Raw genomic sequence first — 14,568 nt, forward strand, 5'->3', positions numbered from 1 at the left:
ATCCTATGGCCGATCAAAAAGCGGAACTTGGGGAACAGTTATTTTTTGATACCAGCCTGTCGCGGGATAAAAACCAATCCTGTGCGACTTGTCATAATCCACAACAGGGATTTATTGATGGGCGCATCAATGATGCCAGTACGGGGAATCACCCTGCTCCTGCTTCATTAGGAAGCAATGGCCACTCCATCGGTGATCGCAATGCGCCGACGGCGGCCTACGCGGCCTTCAGCCCATCCTTTTGTCGCGGTGAACGCGAGCGCTCGCCCAGTCAGCAAACCAGTGGTGTCGGAGAATATCAGGGCTATTTAGGTGGACAGTTCTGGGATGGCCGGGCTAAAAATCTGGCAGCCCAGGCCGGTGGTCCGCCATTAAATCCGTTGGAAATGGCCATGCCGGATAAAGCATCGGTGGTCGCCCGTATTCAGGAAAACCAAGACTATATTCAATTGTTTCAAACGTTATATGGTGCTGATATCTTTACCGATAACGACGCTGCTTATGCCGCGCTGGCCGACGCCATCGGCCAGTTTGAGCGCAAAGATAAAGAAAGCTTTTATCCCTTTGATTCCAAATACGATCAGTCTCTGGACGGTAAATATTTTTACGACCCGGATAGTCCGGCGACTACCGGTAAAGCCCGTTTTTTCTCTTCCGACTTCAGTTGTTCTGCATGTCATCAGTTGCGCAGCAGTAACCGCAATAAAGTTGAAATATTCACCAGCTTTGAATATCACAATATTGGTGTACCGGAAAATACCAGCCTGCGTGCGTTTAATGAGGTTGCCGAAGACTTTGTTGATCTGGGACTGGCATTGAATCCGATGGTGGCTGAAGCCGATAAAGCAGCAAGCGAAGGCAAGTTCAAAGTACCCACTTTGCGCAATATTGCAGTGACAGCACCTTATATGCATAACGGTGTTTTTAACGACCTGAAAACGGTTATTTTGTTTTATCAACACGCGAAAGAGCGGGCACTGAATAAGCCGTTCAGTGTTGTTAACCCTGAGACCGGGGTTGCGTTCCGGACTCCGGAAGTTGACCGGAATATTTCTGACAGCTTGTTGGCTGGCAATGATACCGATATTAATGAGCAGGTTGCGCTGGAGTTCGAATGTTTCTTGTTAACGCTGACGGATCAAACTTACGAACACCTGCTTGATACTGAAAAAGTAGAACAGTGCGGTATTTAAAACGGCTTTGATCTAAGCAAAAAGGCTGTCGTAATAGACAGCCTTTTTTGTTTGTGCCGGACGGAGTTGCGTCTTCAGGTGGACTAGTTTGAAATAAGAACTGCCGGAGGACCCAGACTATGCAGGCCATATTATTTGATCTTGAAGGGGTTATTTATCAGCAAAAAAAGCTGATTGATGGTGCCGCGGAAACCATGGAATGGGTCCGGAAACAACATATCCCACATTTATTTGTCACCAACACGACGACCATGTCACAGCAGCAGGTCAGCGCTTTATTAACATCGCTCGGTGTTTATAACACTCCTGAGCAGATACTGACGCCAGCTGTGACAACCCGTGACTGGCTGCAGCAACACCCGGGACAAAAAATGGCGGTTTTTGTGCCGGATGCCATTCGTCATGAGTTCGATGACGTTGTGAGTTTTAACGACAGTGAAGCCGCCGGCGTTATTGTCGGAGACCTGGGAGCTAACTGGAACTATTTCACCCTGAATCATGCATTTCGTATCCTGACGCAATCGCCGGAAACGGTACTGGTGGCATTAGGAATGTCACGTTATCACGCGGATGATGCGGGTTTGCATATGGATGCGGGTCCGTTTATTAAGGCACTGGAATTTGCCAGTGGTAAGTCGGCACTGGTGATGGGAAAACCCGCCTCATCGTTCTTTCAGGAAGCTCTGCAAAAACTGAATGCTGATGCCAGCCAGGTGTTGATGGTAGGGGATGATTTAATGGCTGACGTTATTGCAGCGAAAAACTGTGGTATTCATGGCTGCCTGGTGCGTACCGGAAAATATCAGAGTCAGGATGAACGTGGGGTGATTAAGGCGGAGTTTGTGATTGATTCGATTCGCGATCTGCCAACACTGTGGGTTGAAGGTCAGCTCAGTCAGGTGAGCTGAGCCCTTCATCAGTCTGTAGTAATCGCGGCAAAGGTCGCGCGGGTCAGTGTGGCCAGGTCGGTGGCGGCCAGTTCAATTTCCAGTCCGCGTTTGCCGGCACTGACGTTAATCCGCGGTTGAGTTTCTGCACTACTGTCGATCACTGTAGGCAGTGCTTTTTTCTGCCCCAGAGGGCTGATGCCGCCGACTATGTAGCCGCTGCTGCGTTCGGCAACTTTAGGATCGGCCATCTCGGCTTTTTTGGCTCCCAGAGCTTTGGCGATGGCTTTCAGGCTCAGCTTGTGGCTGACCGGAATTACGGCCACAGCCAGTGGACTTTTATGGCCGCTCAGGCTGACCAGCAGGGTTTTAAATACCTGTTGTGGTGCCAGCCCGAGCGCCGCGGCGGCTTCTTCACCATAAGATTCACTGTTGGGGTCGTGTTGATATTCACGCACCTGGAAATCGATTTTGGCTTTTTTGGCCAGGTTGATGGCTGGTGTCATGGTCAGTCGGCTTCTATCAGTTCAAACCGTGGTATTGCCTGGCCATCGACTTCAACCGTTTCGCTGAACATCACCAATGGCCGTACCCAGCTGCTGTGGTCGCCGTACAGGGTTTTGTACAGCACCAGGGTTTCTTCAGTTTCGGAGTGTTTGACCAGGCCAATTACCTGATACTCATTACCTTTGTAATGACGGTAACGGCCTGGTACGGGTGTCTTCAGGTTCATTATTTCAGCTCATAGCTCAGAGTAACGGAAGCTGTCAGGCGCTGCTTCTGGATCAGCATGGGAGCCGGGCTCGGGTCAGCGGCCTTTTCCATGCGCGCCATCGACATCGCCATCATAGGTTGTGGCACATGGCTGCTTTGTTCCTGAATGGTTAATACTTCACCCAGTTCGCTACCGGCGGCGGTGGCCATTTTATCGGCTTTTACCCGAGCAGCAACCACGGCTTTGGCGAGTATCTGGTTTTCCAGTGCCTGGCGATCGTTAAATTTCATCTGGCTGCCATGAATCCGGATTTCAGCAATATCCAGCAGCTGGTGGGTCAGGCTGGCATAGCGGCTCAGATCTCGCAGGGTAATGGTAATACGGCGGCTGACCTGTTCTCCCTGATATTCACGACCTTGTTTATTCCACTGATAAACCGGGCGGTTGCTGATCTGGGCGGCATCGATGTCTTTTTCATCGACGGCGTTTTTTTTGCTGCTGGCCAGCAGTGCCTTCATGGCTTTATCCACTTTTTGTTTCGCGGCTTTCAGGCTCGGCTCAGTGGCTTCCAGAGACAGGTTGAGTTCCAGGTAATCCGGCATCACTTCGATGCTGGACTCAGCGCTGACACGGATGTAACGATCATCGGCCAGGGCGGTGAATGAGGTGATTAATAAGGTCAGGGCAAGAAAAAAATGACGCATAAATAATATCCTTATGATGACTGAGACTGATTAAACTTTTCCAGTTGTTCGGCTGTGGCGGGTTGCTGATGTTTGGCTTTCCATTCGTCGTAGGGCATGCCATAAACCTGTTGCCGTGCCTGGTCGTAGTCGACTTCAACGCCCTGCTCTCCGGCCGCAGCGCTGTACCATTTAGCCAGACAATTACGGCAGAAGCCGGCCAGGTTCATCAGTTCAATATTCTGGACGTCTTTGCGCTGATCCAGGTGTTCGAGCAAACGACGAAAAGTGGCGGCTTCGATGGCCTGTTGTTGTTCCGGTGTCATAAATAAAGGCTGCTATTAACGAATTTGTAAGCACTATATTAAAAATATTGCGATAAATCCGTAAAGAAAAGAAAAAGACGGATTAGCAGCTCAGCCGTTAATCCGTACTGATTAGGGTGCCCAAGAGGCGCTATTGTGAAATAAATGGTCGGCGTAATCGCGATAGCCGGCCCGGGAAGATACTTTTTACTGTACCCTGTTACTAAATTACGCGTCCATTGCAGAGATAGTTATTCATGTTAGTAGCGCTTGTGGATCTTCCCCGGCCCTGTGCCGAATCGTATTGTGACTTTATGCTGCTCTATCGCGGGGCTTCACGACGACACCTGCTGGTGTATGAGAAACACCGGGATTTTTTGTCGGCACCACGCAGCTTTGTGGTGCTTACACTGCACTGCGACGCCGCCGCTTTGATGTTGGCTGCTGATACACAATATCCGGATGTTGAATACGATGAGCAGGGAGAGATGCTGGAGGTTGGTTTTTTCAGGGTGACGGACAGTGAGTATGCCGGGGACGATCAGCAACACCTGCTGCTGAGTTTCCCCGGGGAGCGTATTGAAGCGTTAGCGGAGGATCTGGAGATGACTGCCGACGTCGTTGCCGTCAGCGCTCAGGCGGCACTGTTACAATATATGGCGAGCGAATAACTGACCGTGCCGTTTAATCCGCCAGGCTGTTCGGCTGCTCAGCCGGATCGTCGGCCAGTTCATCGTTCAGCAGAGTACGTTCCAGCCGACTGACAGGTTTGAGGATATGCAGCCCGAGTGGCGTTTTTATCGCCTGGGTGTAAGGTTGCTCGCCATCCCAGGCCGCCAGTGCTTCCACTAGTGCGCTCGGCAGGCGGTCGAGGTCATGGTAGCCGGCAAAGCCCTGATTGTTTGCTGACGGGCAGGCGGAATATTCTTCGGCGAGGTCAGAAAAGTCGGCCCCCAGCTCCAGCTCGTGCAGGATATCGTTCGCCAGTAGCGGGCTTTTTACCAGAATATGGTGCAGGGCAACGGTGGTGTTGGCAGAGGTCATCAGCTTAATTCGCTTTACAGAAATTGTTTAACAGCTTAGCAGAAGATTGCTAACTCGCTGTTCTGACAGGCATTGCTGCTACTCTGGCCGTGCCCGGCTCTTAAGGGGGGGCGCTATTCGCTGGCGGATTGTGACTGAGCCAGCAACTGGCCGGACAGGATCGATAATAAGCAGAAGGCGGCAAACCAATAGAACCCGGTGAGCAGCTCGGCTTCCAGTTCTGCTGTGGCCTGAGCGGTAAAAAATGCCACCAGAATTGCCACTACAAAGACATCGGCCATCGACCATTTACTGACGGCCGCAATAACGCGCCAGCGCCGTGGAGAAGGTTTCAGCCAGGTAAAAATAATCAGCAACGCTTTACTGACCGGAATAACAACACTGAAGGTAACGATGGCTACGGCTACCGCGCTGTAGCCAAGCTGGTGCAGAGTTTCAACGGTTTCCCAGATGGAGCGGGTTTCGTGAAACATCTGGGTTTTCAGACCAAACAGGCTAACGGAAGCACTCAGGGTCATGATGGGTTCCATCACACCGGGATACAGCAGGCCATAACTGATGATGGCCAATAACAAGCCCAGACGCTGTAGCCGCGTCTTTTCGGTCCAGCTGTTGATCAGAGTGCTCATTGGCGGATCAGTCATCCTCGGGCAGGGTTACATTCAGCTCCAGCACGGAGGTTTGCCCCTGCTGTTCCAGCTGAACGTTCACATCATTTTCCTCGATGGCGACGTATTTACGGATGACGGCAAGAATCTCCTGCTGCAGCTGCGGCAGGTATTCCGGGCCGTTATGGCGCAGGCGGTCATGGGCAACCAGCACCCGCAGCCGCTCTTTGGCCACACTGGCCGATTTAGTGTCCTGCTGTTCCTTGCGGAAAATATCCATCAAACTCATGTTCTGTTCCCCGTATCAGCCGAATACACGTTTCAGGAAGCTTTTTTTCTGCTTCTCCAGAAAACGGTGTGGCCGGTCTTCACCAAGATAACGTGCCACAGCGTCGGAATAGGCCTGACCGGCATCGCTGTCTTCATCGTGTACTACTGGTACACCCTGGTTCGATGCTTTTAATACCGCTTCGGATTCCGGAATCACACCCAGCAGGTCAATGGCGAGAATTTCTTCGACATCATTTACCGATAACATTTCGCCACGTTCTACCCGCTCCGGGTTGTAGCGGGTTAACAGCAGATGTTCCTTAACGGATTTGCCTTGTTCTGCCATACGCGATTTGCTTTGCAGGATACCGATGATGCGGTCTGAGTCACGTACTGAAGACACTTCCGGGTTGGTGACAATCACGGCTTCTTCGGCAAAGTAGAGTGCCATCTGGGCGCCGTGTTCGATGCCCGCCGGGGAGTCACAGATAATAAAGTCAAAATCGGCAGACAGGTCGTTCAGCACCTTTTCAACGCCGTCTTTGGTCAGAGCGTCTTTGTCGCGGGTCTGAGACGCGGGCAGAACAAACAGATTATCCAGCCGCTTGTCTTTGATCAGCGCCTGTTTCAGAGACGCTTCGCCCTGTACCACGTTAACAAAGTCATATACCACGCGGCGCTCACAGCCCATGACCAGGTCAAGATTACGCAGGCCCACGTCAAAGTCGATAACGACGGTTTTGTGTCCTTTCATCGCCAGTGCAGCAGAAAACGCAGCACTGGAAGTGGTTTTACCTACTCCGCCTTTACCGGAGGTAACAACAATGATCTTAGCCAAGGCCCGAACTTCCCTTATAAATGTTGTGTAGTCGCACCGAATTCAGTGTCTGTCGCAGTATTTATGAAACACCGTTGATGTTCAAGTAAGGTGCTTCGTCTCCAGCATTCTGGCTGAGTTGGATGACCACCGCTTGTTTGTACTGCTCGTGCTGATTTTCAAATAACTTGTATTGGCCGGCGATCGCTACCAGTTCCGCATCAAACTGCTGGGCACTGATAATAGCCGCCTCATCACCTTTGGCACCGGCCAGGGCCCGGCCTCGCAGAGCGCCATAAATATGGATGTCGCCGGTCGCCAGTACTTCGGCTCCGGCACTGACCATACCGAGAATAAACAGGTCACCATCAAAATACAGCTGTTGTCCGGAACGCACATTCGCATGGTGGATCTTAACCGCTCGCTGGGCTTTTTCCTCGCTGACGGCGGGATGTTTTACCGTATTTTGCATCCCCTCCGGCTGAGCCGGAGTTTCACTGGCGGGACGGGTATTCTGTTTACTCTGGCCACGGCCGAGATCGGCCAGTTGTAAGCTGTTCAGCTGTGGTAACAGGGCTGCCGGGCAGTTTTTCACTGCGATGGCGGATAACCCGGCCTCACGGCAGATGGTTTTCAGCTGCGGCAAATCAATGTCCGCCAGACCACTGAGGTCCAGTACACAGGGCAGGTTGGAGAACAAAGCCGGTGCTTCGGCCCGTTTTTGTGCCAGCTGCTGCTGTACCTGATTCAGGTCCGAACCGCTGAAGCTCAGCGTGGTCAGCGGTACCAGCCCGGCTTTGAGTTTAACGTCCGTGCTGTTGCTCATAATCAGACTGCTTTGGCTGCCAGTGGGAACTGATCAAACTGAATATTGCTTAAGCCTTCTTTTAACAGGCGGCGCAGATTGTGGTGGTTATCGACATCCGGAGTGGCCAGCACATCGCGGTAATGTTCACCGAAGCAGCGTAACGCCTGCTCCTGAGTCAGCTCCAGCTGGTGTGCCAGGGCAAATACCTTGCAGCTGCCCTGATTCTGGTCGGCAGCGTTAACCACCTCACCGTTGTTAAAGGCGGACGGGGTAAAGTCGAACCAGGTTTCAATAAACTCCAGGGTGCTGGCAAATACATGATCGTCGTTATGCAGCTGTTGCAGGAAGGTGTCTTTGGCTTGCTGAAAATCGCTCATACGTGTTACTCAACTTGTCTGATAGAACGCGGCTTGCAAGGCTATCATCGGGGGTGATTTTTGTCATTACAGGGGCACTTAAGGGCATATTGGTCGCGCTAATCACAGGCGTGCCATTTTCAGACAAAGCTTGGTATATTGCACCGATGGTACTGTATGTATAAACAGGCGTTGAGTGACTTTATCCGTGTGTGACGCAGCCCCCGATCCAGCCCTGAAACGTAAGGTGATCCACATTGACTGCGACTGCTTTTTCGCCGCCGTCGAGATGCGTGAGAATCCGGCCTATCGTGATATTCCGATCGCTATTGGTGGTGACGCCAGTCGCCGCGGGGTGATATCCACCTGTAACTATCCGGCGCGTGAGTTTGGTGTACGTTCGGCGATGCCAACGGCCCAGGCGTTAAAACTGTGCCCGCAGCTGACGCTGGTGCCCGGGCAGATGGCGCTGTACCGCGAAGTCTCCCGGCAAGTGATGGTGATTCTGCAGCAATACGCCTGGCAGCGCGATGGTATTACGCTGTTGCAGCAGGTTTCTGTTGATGAAGCTTATCTGGAAATTGATCCGGCATTAAATGCCAGTGATATCGCCGAGCGGATTCGCACCCAGGTGCGCGAACAGGTGGGCATCACGGTATCGGCGGGTATTGCACCGAATAAGTTTCTCGCCAAGGTCGCCAGCGACTGGAACAAGCCGGATGGTTTGTGTGTGGTAAAACCCCATCGGGTGATGGATTTCGTCAGCCTGCTGGATGTGGGCAAAATTCCTGGCATTGGTCCGGCGATGCAGAAAAAGCTGGAACAACAGGGGATCGAAACCTGCGAGCAGGCGCAGCAATGGAGTCAGGCGGATCTGGTGCGCACTTTCGGGCGTATGGGGGCGATGTTGTATCAGCGTTGCCGCGGGATCGATACGCGTCAGCTGAGCCTTGGCCGGGAACGTAAATCGATTGGCGTGGAGCGCACCTTTGCACAGGATCTGGCCGGTGAGCAGGCGTGTCTGGAGCAGCTGCCACGGTTATGGCAATTGTGGACCGAGCGGGTGGCAAAAACTGAATTTGAAGTTGAACAGCTGGCGCCGTTTGTGAAAGTTAAATTCGCAGACTTCAGCCAGACCACGCTGGCCGATGCTCACGAAATTGCCAGCGAGCAGGGGTTTGCCCGGTTGTTAACACAGGCGATTAAACGCAAAAACCAGGGCGTGCGGTTACTCGGTATTGGTGGTCGCTGCCCGCAACTGAATCAGCAGCAGCTGGCGTTATTCTGACCACCAATGAATTCTGAACAATCGCTGCAGAACTCAGACAAACATGCCGGCCGGAAATAACGCCAGTGAGCCCAGGCTGATAAGGCTTCCCAGTGCTGCACCAACCAGCACATCCGTGGGGTAGTGCATGCCCAGAATTACCCGCGACAACGCCACCAGCAGGGCAAAAGGTACAACCAGCCAGAACAGTGCCGGGAAAAATGCGCAGAATAAAACAGCAAAGTTGACCGCATTCATGGTGTGGCCGGACGGGAAGCTGTATAAATCCAGCGGTGCCGTGTGTGCGGTAATGTCGCGGAAGGAAATAAAAGGTCGCTGGCGCACCAGGCGGTTTTTTAACTGGCTGTACAACGCCACACAAAGCAGCGCACTGATGGTGATATGGCCCAGCGCGTATAACGCCTCGGCACCATAAATAAACGGCACAAGCAGCGCCAGGCTGTACCAGAATACGCCGTCACCAAGGCGGCTGATGCCTTTAAAAAATAACCGGATGGCACGGTAATAGCCCATGCGGTTGAGCTGCTGGCACAGTGTCAGTTCCAGCTGGTCGGCCTTGTTAAACAGTAGCGCTGCTTTTGCGGGCATTGGTTTTACGCTTTCCATGACGGCTTACCTCTGTTTGCGCGCTGCTTAAGCGCGAAATAAATTCTTCAACAATGCTGTCCCAGGCAATCGTGCGGGCAGTCTGACGTGCCTGCTGGCGCAGGCGTTTTAATAAGTTCGGGCTGTCGAGCAGTGTTTCGGCATGTTGGATATACGCCTGGTCATCGCCATAGGGCGCCAGTAAGCCGTTGTCCCCGCTGCTGATGTGTTCGTGGGCGGCGGCATAATCAAAACTCACCACTGCCAGACCGCTGGCCATGGCTTCGGTGACCACATTGCCGAAGGTGTCGGTTTTACTGGGAAATAAAAACACATCACCACTGGCATAATGTTGTGCCAGCTGTTCGCCACGTTGCATGCCACAACAGATAATTTCCGGCTGCTGCTGGCGGATGTTTTCCAGCTCCGGACCGTCTCCCACCAGCACCAGCCTGACCCGTTCGTCGGCCTGTTGCAGTTGCCGGTAAGTGGCCAGTGCCAGTGCCATGTTTTTTTCTCCGGCGATCCGGCCAACGTATAACAGCACCAGATCGTCATCGCGTACGCCCCATTGCCGGCGCAGTTCTGCACTGCGTTTTTGCGGGCTGAATAGATCGCTGTCGACACCGCGGGCTAAGACCCGCACGTTGTTAAAGCCATGCCTTTCCAGCTGGTCACGCTGATTGCGGGTCGGTACCAGAGTGCCGGCGGTCAGATTGTGAAAATAACGCAGGTAGCGGTAGGTCGGTTTTTCCAGCGCACCGAGGCGGTAATGTTCGATGTATTGGTGAAAGTTGGTGTGGAAACCACTGATGATGCCGCGTTGCTGTTTGCCGGCAGCGCGGGCAGCGGCCCAGCCCATCGGCCCTTCGGTGGCGATGTACACGGCCTGGGGGTCGAACTGTTGTAACGCTTTGGCAATCCGGCCCTGCAGCGGCAGGCCAAATTTCAGCTGGTTGTAACCGGGAATGGGTAAACCGGGTAACGTCACTGTGTGCAGCTGACCCTGAATGCGGTTGTCGTCCTGACGGTGCTGACGTGGACGAATTATCTGAACCTCAATGCCCCGGGCCAGCATACCGCGCACCAGGTGGCCAAGCGTATTGGCAACGCCGTTAATTTCCGGTGCAAAGGTTTCTGTTACCAGGGTGATCCGCTTCAGTGTCGCATCCATAGTTCGCCCAACAGGTCGTACTCTTATTGATCGTGTTTTCTACTTTGCGATCTGAATGTGACACTTATCTTGCAGTGCTGTGACAGTCCGGTGAAGTGACGTCAGGGAAACAAAAAAGCCCCTGACTTTTGAGGTTCAGGGGCCTGATTTGGATTGGCTTGTCAGTCGTCGTTGTCGTTTTCGCTGCGGTAATACGACGGCGCGTGGCCGGTCCAGCGACGGAAAGCTTTGCGGAAGTTGGACGGGTCGGAATACCCCACCAGGGCGGCAATCTCTTCGATCGGCAGACTGGAGTTACGCAGGTATTCGATCGCCATTTCTTTGCGTACTTCATCCAGAATACGCTGATAAGAGGTGCCGATTTCCTGCAGGCTGCGGCTCAGAGTCCGGGTTGAGGTCGCCAGGTGGCTGGCCACCACATCCACCGGCGGAAACTGGCCCGGGTTGGATAATAAAATGCGCCGGACTTTGGCGGTAATACCTTCTTTGGGTCCCATACGATCGAGAATTTCAGCGCACTGATTTTCCGCCATCGTCGCCGTTGCCTGGTCTGCCATGATCACCGGCAGATCGAGTACCGCACTGTCGATAATCAGTTCTGTACGTGGCTGATCGAATAAAATCGGGGCATTAAAATAGTCATTGTAGGCGTCGACGTAATCCGGCGCCGGGTGGTTCATGTGGACTTCGATCGGTTGCAGATCCCGACCGGTCAGGAAACGGCCGATACTGGCAAAATTCACCACAAAAATATCACACAACATGCGGTAAATCGGGTCGATCGGAATGTGTGTGGTTAACCGGATGGCGGTGGTTTCCCCCTGGTCGACGACTTCAAAAGTGAAGGCCGGGTCAATCAGTGGGTGATACTTCAGCCCCAGTTTCAGGGCGCTGCGAATATCGGCACAGCTGAGAATGGCGTAGCCCAGCATACCGTATTGATTAATATTGACCGCCGCACCCAGGTCCAGGCCGACAGTTTTGCCGGGATAGTGGCGAATCAGATTCTCCGCCAGTAGCAAAACCTGCTGATAAGTCAGCCGTGCTGCAGGGTCGGCCAGCATATCCGGAGTGATACCGGTATTCTGCAGCAACACTTCCTGTTGCAGGCCTTTCTCCACTCCTACACGAATCATAGTCGCCGATACGTTAACCGGCACTAAGGGTTCCGTGAGGCTCCAGGTACCTCTGATCATGCGCTTACCATTTATTAGTTTTATTTTTAACGGGCTTAGGATGACAGGCTTTTTTGCTAAATCAAGCGCCATGACAGCCTTTTATGACTTAAAATGACCCACTCAATCTGCTGATACTGGCCTGTAATGGTGCATTTATTGGTTGCGGAAAGGGTAGTAATGACGGCTCAGGTAACGTCCCAGATCGGTTACCTGCTGGCTGGAGCGATTGTTCTGCAGGCTGAGCAATATATTGTTCAGTTTGCGGTTACTTTTGCGGCCGGCGAGGATCAGCAGGTCGCTGCGGCGCCACTCAAATTCACATGGAATCACACCAAAACCGGCCTGATCGAGCAGTTGCAACACCTGATAAGCATCGTCACGCTGCATCAGAATTAACCAGTATTTACTGCGAATAGCGTCCAGTGTGGGCAGATGCAGGCTTTCAACATTAATGCTGGCGCTGATGCGGGCATCTCGTTGCTTATGCTGACAATGCATCAGCACGGCCGCCAGGTGTAGCGGTTCTTCTTTATTGAGCCAGTAATAGCGGCCATCCCACTCGCGGTAGACCATACGGTGCGGTATGTCCTGCTGTGGAAATGCCTGCAGCAGATGGTGCTCGAATTGTTCTGTCGTTTGCCATTCCTGTTGCCACTGCGGTTGTTGCAGCGCGTGTTCGGCGTAGGACAGAATATTGGGGAATTCATCTTCATGGGTTGAATATTCGACACCGTGAATAGCGCTGACGGACAGGTGCCGCTGATAATCCTTTTCCACGATTAGTTTTCCCAGCAACTGGTGCAGCTCCTGCCAGTCTGGTCCGGCGTTTTCCAGTGATCCCTGCATGGCCTGAATCACGCTGTGCATGCTCAGCCAGCGGTGTGATAAAAAGCTGTTAGGGTTCAGGGATCCCATATCGTGCAACGGCATTTCCCGTACCGCCTGATTGGCATACCAGGCCGGGAACAGGCGCTGAATCAGGCTGTTCAGAAAAGCTTCGAGGTCGAAGGTAGAGGCTCCGGGTGGCATGTTGGTTACCTGATTAGCTGAATTCCGAAAAATGATGGTCGACTGGCTATGCTTATTATAGGCCCGTTGTTTTTAAGGGCGTTGTTTTTAAGGACGTTGTTTTCAGGGGCATTGAGTAAGGTATCGGCATCGGTGCCAAACTCTGAACCCGGGAGGTAAAACATGACGGAAAAATCTCCGGTTCCGACTTCGCTGCAAGTACAGGCGCAGATCGATCAGGCTCTGGCTGAATCCGGCCTGGCTGAACAACACGTCGAGCGGCAGCCTCTGCCGCTGTTTTATTCGTTACTTCAAGAGTGGCTGAGTTGTCAGCATTTGCCGCAGCCCGAGCCGGGGGCGGCGGCCTGGCCACAGCAGGCTGAACAACTGTTGCAGCAGTTGTCGGCGCGCGAAGTCAGTGAATCGTTACGGATGATGGTTGAAGAAACGCAACAGCTCAGTCGTGCCCATGGCTGCCTGACGATCTGGAATCAGCGCGAACTGGATAACCGGCTGCGCGATATGATCCGGGAGGTTGAGCAGCAGGAGCGGTGCCGTGAACTGGCCCGTTCCCGGCGTGCCGATACCAGCCGGCCGGGTGAATACTGATATACTGGCCACGGAACAGAATAAGGGGGTATCCATGGCACGTATTTATATTCCGGTCGGCAGTGTGACCGGTACCGCTCTGGCCGTTGCACAGGCGGTCAGTCAACAGCTAGAAACAGAAGGGCATCAGACCCGGGTCGATGAAAACGCCGCTGTCGAACAGTTGCAAGACTGGGACGTCGTGCTGGTCTGTACCTCGACCACCGGGCGTGGCGATGTGCCTGGCAACCTGCTGCCGTTTTACCAACAGCTACAGCAAGCAGAAGCTCTGACGGGCAAGCCGTTCGGGGTTATTTCACTGGGTGACAGTTCGTATGATTTTACCTTTTGTGGCGCCGGTGAGCGCATCGAACAACAATTGCTGGCACTTCAGGCGGTGCAACTGGTGCCACGGGTGACGATTGATGCAACTGAAACCGCAACACCGGATGACGATGCGTTGTTCTGGTTGAAGGAGTGGAGCGCCAGACTGAGCGGCTGATTCCTGGCTCAGGTACTTTGATTCTCAGGTACTTTGATTCTCAGGTACTTTGATTCAGGCACTCTGACGTTCTGTCAGGTGTCTGGCCGATGCCAGGTTTTCCACCAGCGTGTGCATCCGGCCAATTTGTTGACGCTGACTGTAGCCGATCTGGTCGCTGTCGAATCTTTGTTTTATCGCCCCTAACAGGCCCAGTGCATCTAAGGTTTCGTCCTGCTGTAACTGTCCGCGGGCATTGTGCAGCACGGCAAACGCCGACATCTCATTCCCCTGCAATAAACCGTATTGCTGCAGCTTCAGCTGCAGTTGCCCAACCTCCTGCTGTGCCAGGTTCTGAACATCAAACTCGGCTGCAACGGCACTCATCAATATGGCCCGCTGTGACGGTGAATACGCCCCGGCCTCCAGCGGTTTATCGTCGCCAGCAGCAGCAACGGCCTGGGCTTCCGCCGTCTGGCCGCTGCTGAGAGGCTGGTTCTGTAAATAATTGGATAGGGCGTTCAGTTGCATAACGGTCTCCTGCTTAATTTGACAAAAGCAGGAGCTGTGCCAGTTTCAG

The 14,568-nt window shown here is 53.1% G+C and carries 21 protein-coding genes; 6 read left to right on the forward strand and 15 right to left on the reverse strand.

Annotated features, from left to right (window positions below; all coding sequences use genetic code 11):
* Positions 1-5 precede the first annotated feature (5 nt).
* Together ACFOMG_RS00475 and ACFOMG_RS00480 are read left to right on the forward strand one after the other, a co-directional pair.
* Positions 6-1,193, forward strand: a complete 1,188-nt coding sequence (locus ACFOMG_RS00475) for a cytochrome-c peroxidase (protein WP_376864135.1) — start codon at positions 6-8, stop codon at positions 1,191-1,193.
* 119 nt (positions 1,194-1,312) lie between these two features.
* A complete protein-coding gene (locus ACFOMG_RS00480) occupies positions 1,313-2,101 on the forward strand; it encodes a TIGR01458 family HAD-type hydrolase (RefSeq protein WP_376864136.1) in 789 nt (262 codons plus the stop codon).
* 8 nt (positions 2,102-2,109) lie between these two features.
* On the opposite strand, the gene ybaK is transcribed toward ACFOMG_RS00480, so the two are convergent.
* The 4 genes from ybaK to ACFOMG_RS00500 are packed head-to-tail and all read right to left on the reverse strand — an operon-like array spanning position 2,110 to position 3,804.
* Positions 2,110-2,586 carry a Cys-tRNA(Pro) deacylase gene (gene ybaK / locus ACFOMG_RS00485; protein WP_376864137.1) on the reverse strand — a complete coding sequence of 159 codons (477 nt, stop codon included), beginning with the start codon at positions 2,584-2,586 and terminating at the stop codon, positions 2,110-2,112.
* Positions 2,587-2,588: 2 nt separating this feature from the next.
* On the reverse strand, positions 2,589-2,813 hold the full coding sequence (locus tag ACFOMG_RS00490; protein ID WP_376864138.1) for a DUF1653 domain-containing protein: 225 nt from the start codon (positions 2,811-2,813) through the stop codon (positions 2,589-2,591).
* Entirely contained in the window at positions 2,813-3,499 is a 687-nt protein-coding gene (locus tag ACFOMG_RS00495; protein WP_376864139.1) for an SIMPL domain-containing protein, read from the reverse strand. Before ACFOMG_RS00495 ends, ACFOMG_RS00490 begins: the two co-directional genes overlap by 1 nt.
* Positions 3,500-3,510: 11 nt before the next feature.
* Positions 3,511-3,804 carry a DUF1244 domain-containing protein gene (locus tag ACFOMG_RS00500; RefSeq protein WP_376864140.1) on the reverse strand — a complete coding sequence of 98 codons (294 nt, stop codon included), beginning with the start codon at positions 3,802-3,804 and terminating at the stop codon, positions 3,511-3,513.
* Positions 3,805-4,040: 236 nt separating this feature from the next.
* Here ACFOMG_RS00500 and ACFOMG_RS00505 point away from each other — a divergent pair, with 236 nt between their 5' ends.
* Positions 4,041-4,454, forward strand: coding sequence for a hypothetical protein (locus ACFOMG_RS00505; protein ID WP_376864141.1), 414 nt, complete (start codon positions 4,041-4,043; stop codon positions 4,452-4,454).
* A gap of 13 nt (positions 4,455-4,467) precedes the next feature.
* On the opposite strand, the gene ACFOMG_RS00510 is transcribed toward ACFOMG_RS00505, so the two are convergent.
* From ACFOMG_RS00510 to ACFOMG_RS00535, 6 genes are all read right to left on the reverse strand, one after another.
* On the reverse strand, positions 4,468-4,827 hold the full coding sequence (locus ACFOMG_RS00510; RefSeq protein WP_376864142.1) for a peptidylprolyl isomerase: 360 nt from the start codon (positions 4,825-4,827) through the stop codon (positions 4,468-4,470).
* Between the two features lie 113 nt (positions 4,828-4,940).
* Entirely contained in the window at positions 4,941-5,456 is a 516-nt protein-coding gene (locus tag ACFOMG_RS00515; RefSeq protein WP_376864143.1) for a paraquat-inducible protein A, read from the reverse strand.
* A 7-nt stretch (positions 5,457-5,463) separates the two neighbouring features.
* Positions 5,464-5,724 carry a cell division topological specificity factor MinE gene (gene minE / locus ACFOMG_RS00520; RefSeq protein ID WP_376864144.1) on the reverse strand — a complete coding sequence of 87 codons (261 nt, stop codon included), beginning with the start codon at positions 5,722-5,724 and terminating at the stop codon, positions 5,464-5,466.
* A 15-nt stretch (positions 5,725-5,739) separates the two neighbouring features.
* Positions 5,740-6,543 (reverse strand): septum site-determining protein MinD, encoded by an 804-nt coding sequence (gene minD, locus ACFOMG_RS00525; protein WP_376864145.1) that lies wholly within the window; start codon positions 6,541-6,543, stop codon positions 5,740-5,742.
* Positions 6,544-6,604: 61 nt separating this feature from the next.
* Complete coding sequence (gene minC, locus ACFOMG_RS00530) at positions 6,605-7,348, reverse strand: septum site-determining protein MinC (protein WP_376864146.1); 744 nt, start codon at positions 7,346-7,348, stop codon at positions 6,605-6,607.
* Positions 7,349-7,350: 2 nt separating this feature from the next.
* On the reverse strand, positions 7,351-7,707 hold the full coding sequence (locus tag ACFOMG_RS00535; protein ID WP_376864147.1) for a HopJ type III effector protein: 357 nt from the start codon (positions 7,705-7,707) through the stop codon (positions 7,351-7,353).
* 175 nt (positions 7,708-7,882) lie between these two features.
* Between ACFOMG_RS00535 and dinB the strand changes: the two genes are divergently transcribed.
* Positions 7,883-8,974 (forward strand): DNA polymerase IV, encoded by a 1,092-nt coding sequence (gene dinB / locus ACFOMG_RS00540; protein ID WP_376864148.1) that lies wholly within the window; start codon positions 7,883-7,885, stop codon positions 8,972-8,974.
* Positions 8,975-9,007: 33 nt separating this feature from the next.
* On the opposite strand, the gene ACFOMG_RS00545 is transcribed toward dinB, so the two are convergent.
* The 4 genes from ACFOMG_RS00545 to ACFOMG_RS00560 form a co-directional block, all read right to left on the reverse strand.
* Positions 9,008-9,562: a phosphatase PAP2 family protein gene (locus ACFOMG_RS00545; protein ID WP_376864149.1), complete on the reverse strand. Its 555-nt coding sequence runs from the start codon at positions 9,560-9,562 to the stop codon at positions 9,008-9,010.
* Positions 9,534-10,733, reverse strand: coding sequence for a glycosyltransferase family 4 protein (locus ACFOMG_RS00550; RefSeq protein WP_376864150.1), 1,200 nt, complete (start codon positions 10,731-10,733; stop codon positions 9,534-9,536). Before ACFOMG_RS00550 ends, ACFOMG_RS00545 begins: the two co-directional genes overlap by 29 nt.
* Positions 10,734-10,894: 161 nt before the next feature.
* A complete protein-coding gene (locus tag ACFOMG_RS00555; RefSeq protein ID WP_376864151.1) occupies positions 10,895-11,929 on the reverse strand; it encodes an AraC family transcriptional regulator in 1,035 nt (344 codons plus the stop codon).
* Positions 11,930-12,064: 135 nt separating this feature from the next.
* Entirely contained in the window at positions 12,065-12,940 is an 876-nt protein-coding gene (locus ACFOMG_RS00560) for a hypothetical protein (protein WP_376864152.1), read from the reverse strand.
* A gap of 162 nt (positions 12,941-13,102) precedes the next feature.
* Between ACFOMG_RS00560 and ACFOMG_RS00565 the strand changes: the two genes are divergently transcribed.
* Positions 13,103-13,528, forward strand: a complete 426-nt coding sequence (locus ACFOMG_RS00565; protein WP_376864153.1) for a hypothetical protein — start codon at positions 13,103-13,105, stop codon at positions 13,526-13,528.
* A 34-nt stretch (positions 13,529-13,562) separates the two neighbouring features.
* On the forward strand, positions 13,563-14,009 hold the full coding sequence (locus tag ACFOMG_RS00570; RefSeq protein WP_376864154.1) for a flavodoxin domain-containing protein: 447 nt from the start codon (positions 13,563-13,565) through the stop codon (positions 14,007-14,009).
* 54 nt (positions 14,010-14,063) lie between these two features.
* Here the strand turns inward: ACFOMG_RS00570 and ACFOMG_RS00575 are convergent, their stop codons facing one another.
* Positions 14,064-14,519: a hypothetical protein gene (locus ACFOMG_RS00575; protein ID WP_376864155.1), complete on the reverse strand. Its 456-nt coding sequence runs from the start codon at positions 14,517-14,519 to the stop codon at positions 14,064-14,066.
* Between the last annotated feature and the right edge of the window lie 49 nt (positions 14,520-14,568).

This window comes from Bacterioplanoides pacificum (assembly GCF_042648445.1).
In the GTDB taxonomy this organism is placed as follows: domain Bacteria; phylum Pseudomonadota; class Gammaproteobacteria; order Pseudomonadales; family Oceanobacteraceae; genus Bacterioplanoides; species Bacterioplanoides pacificum.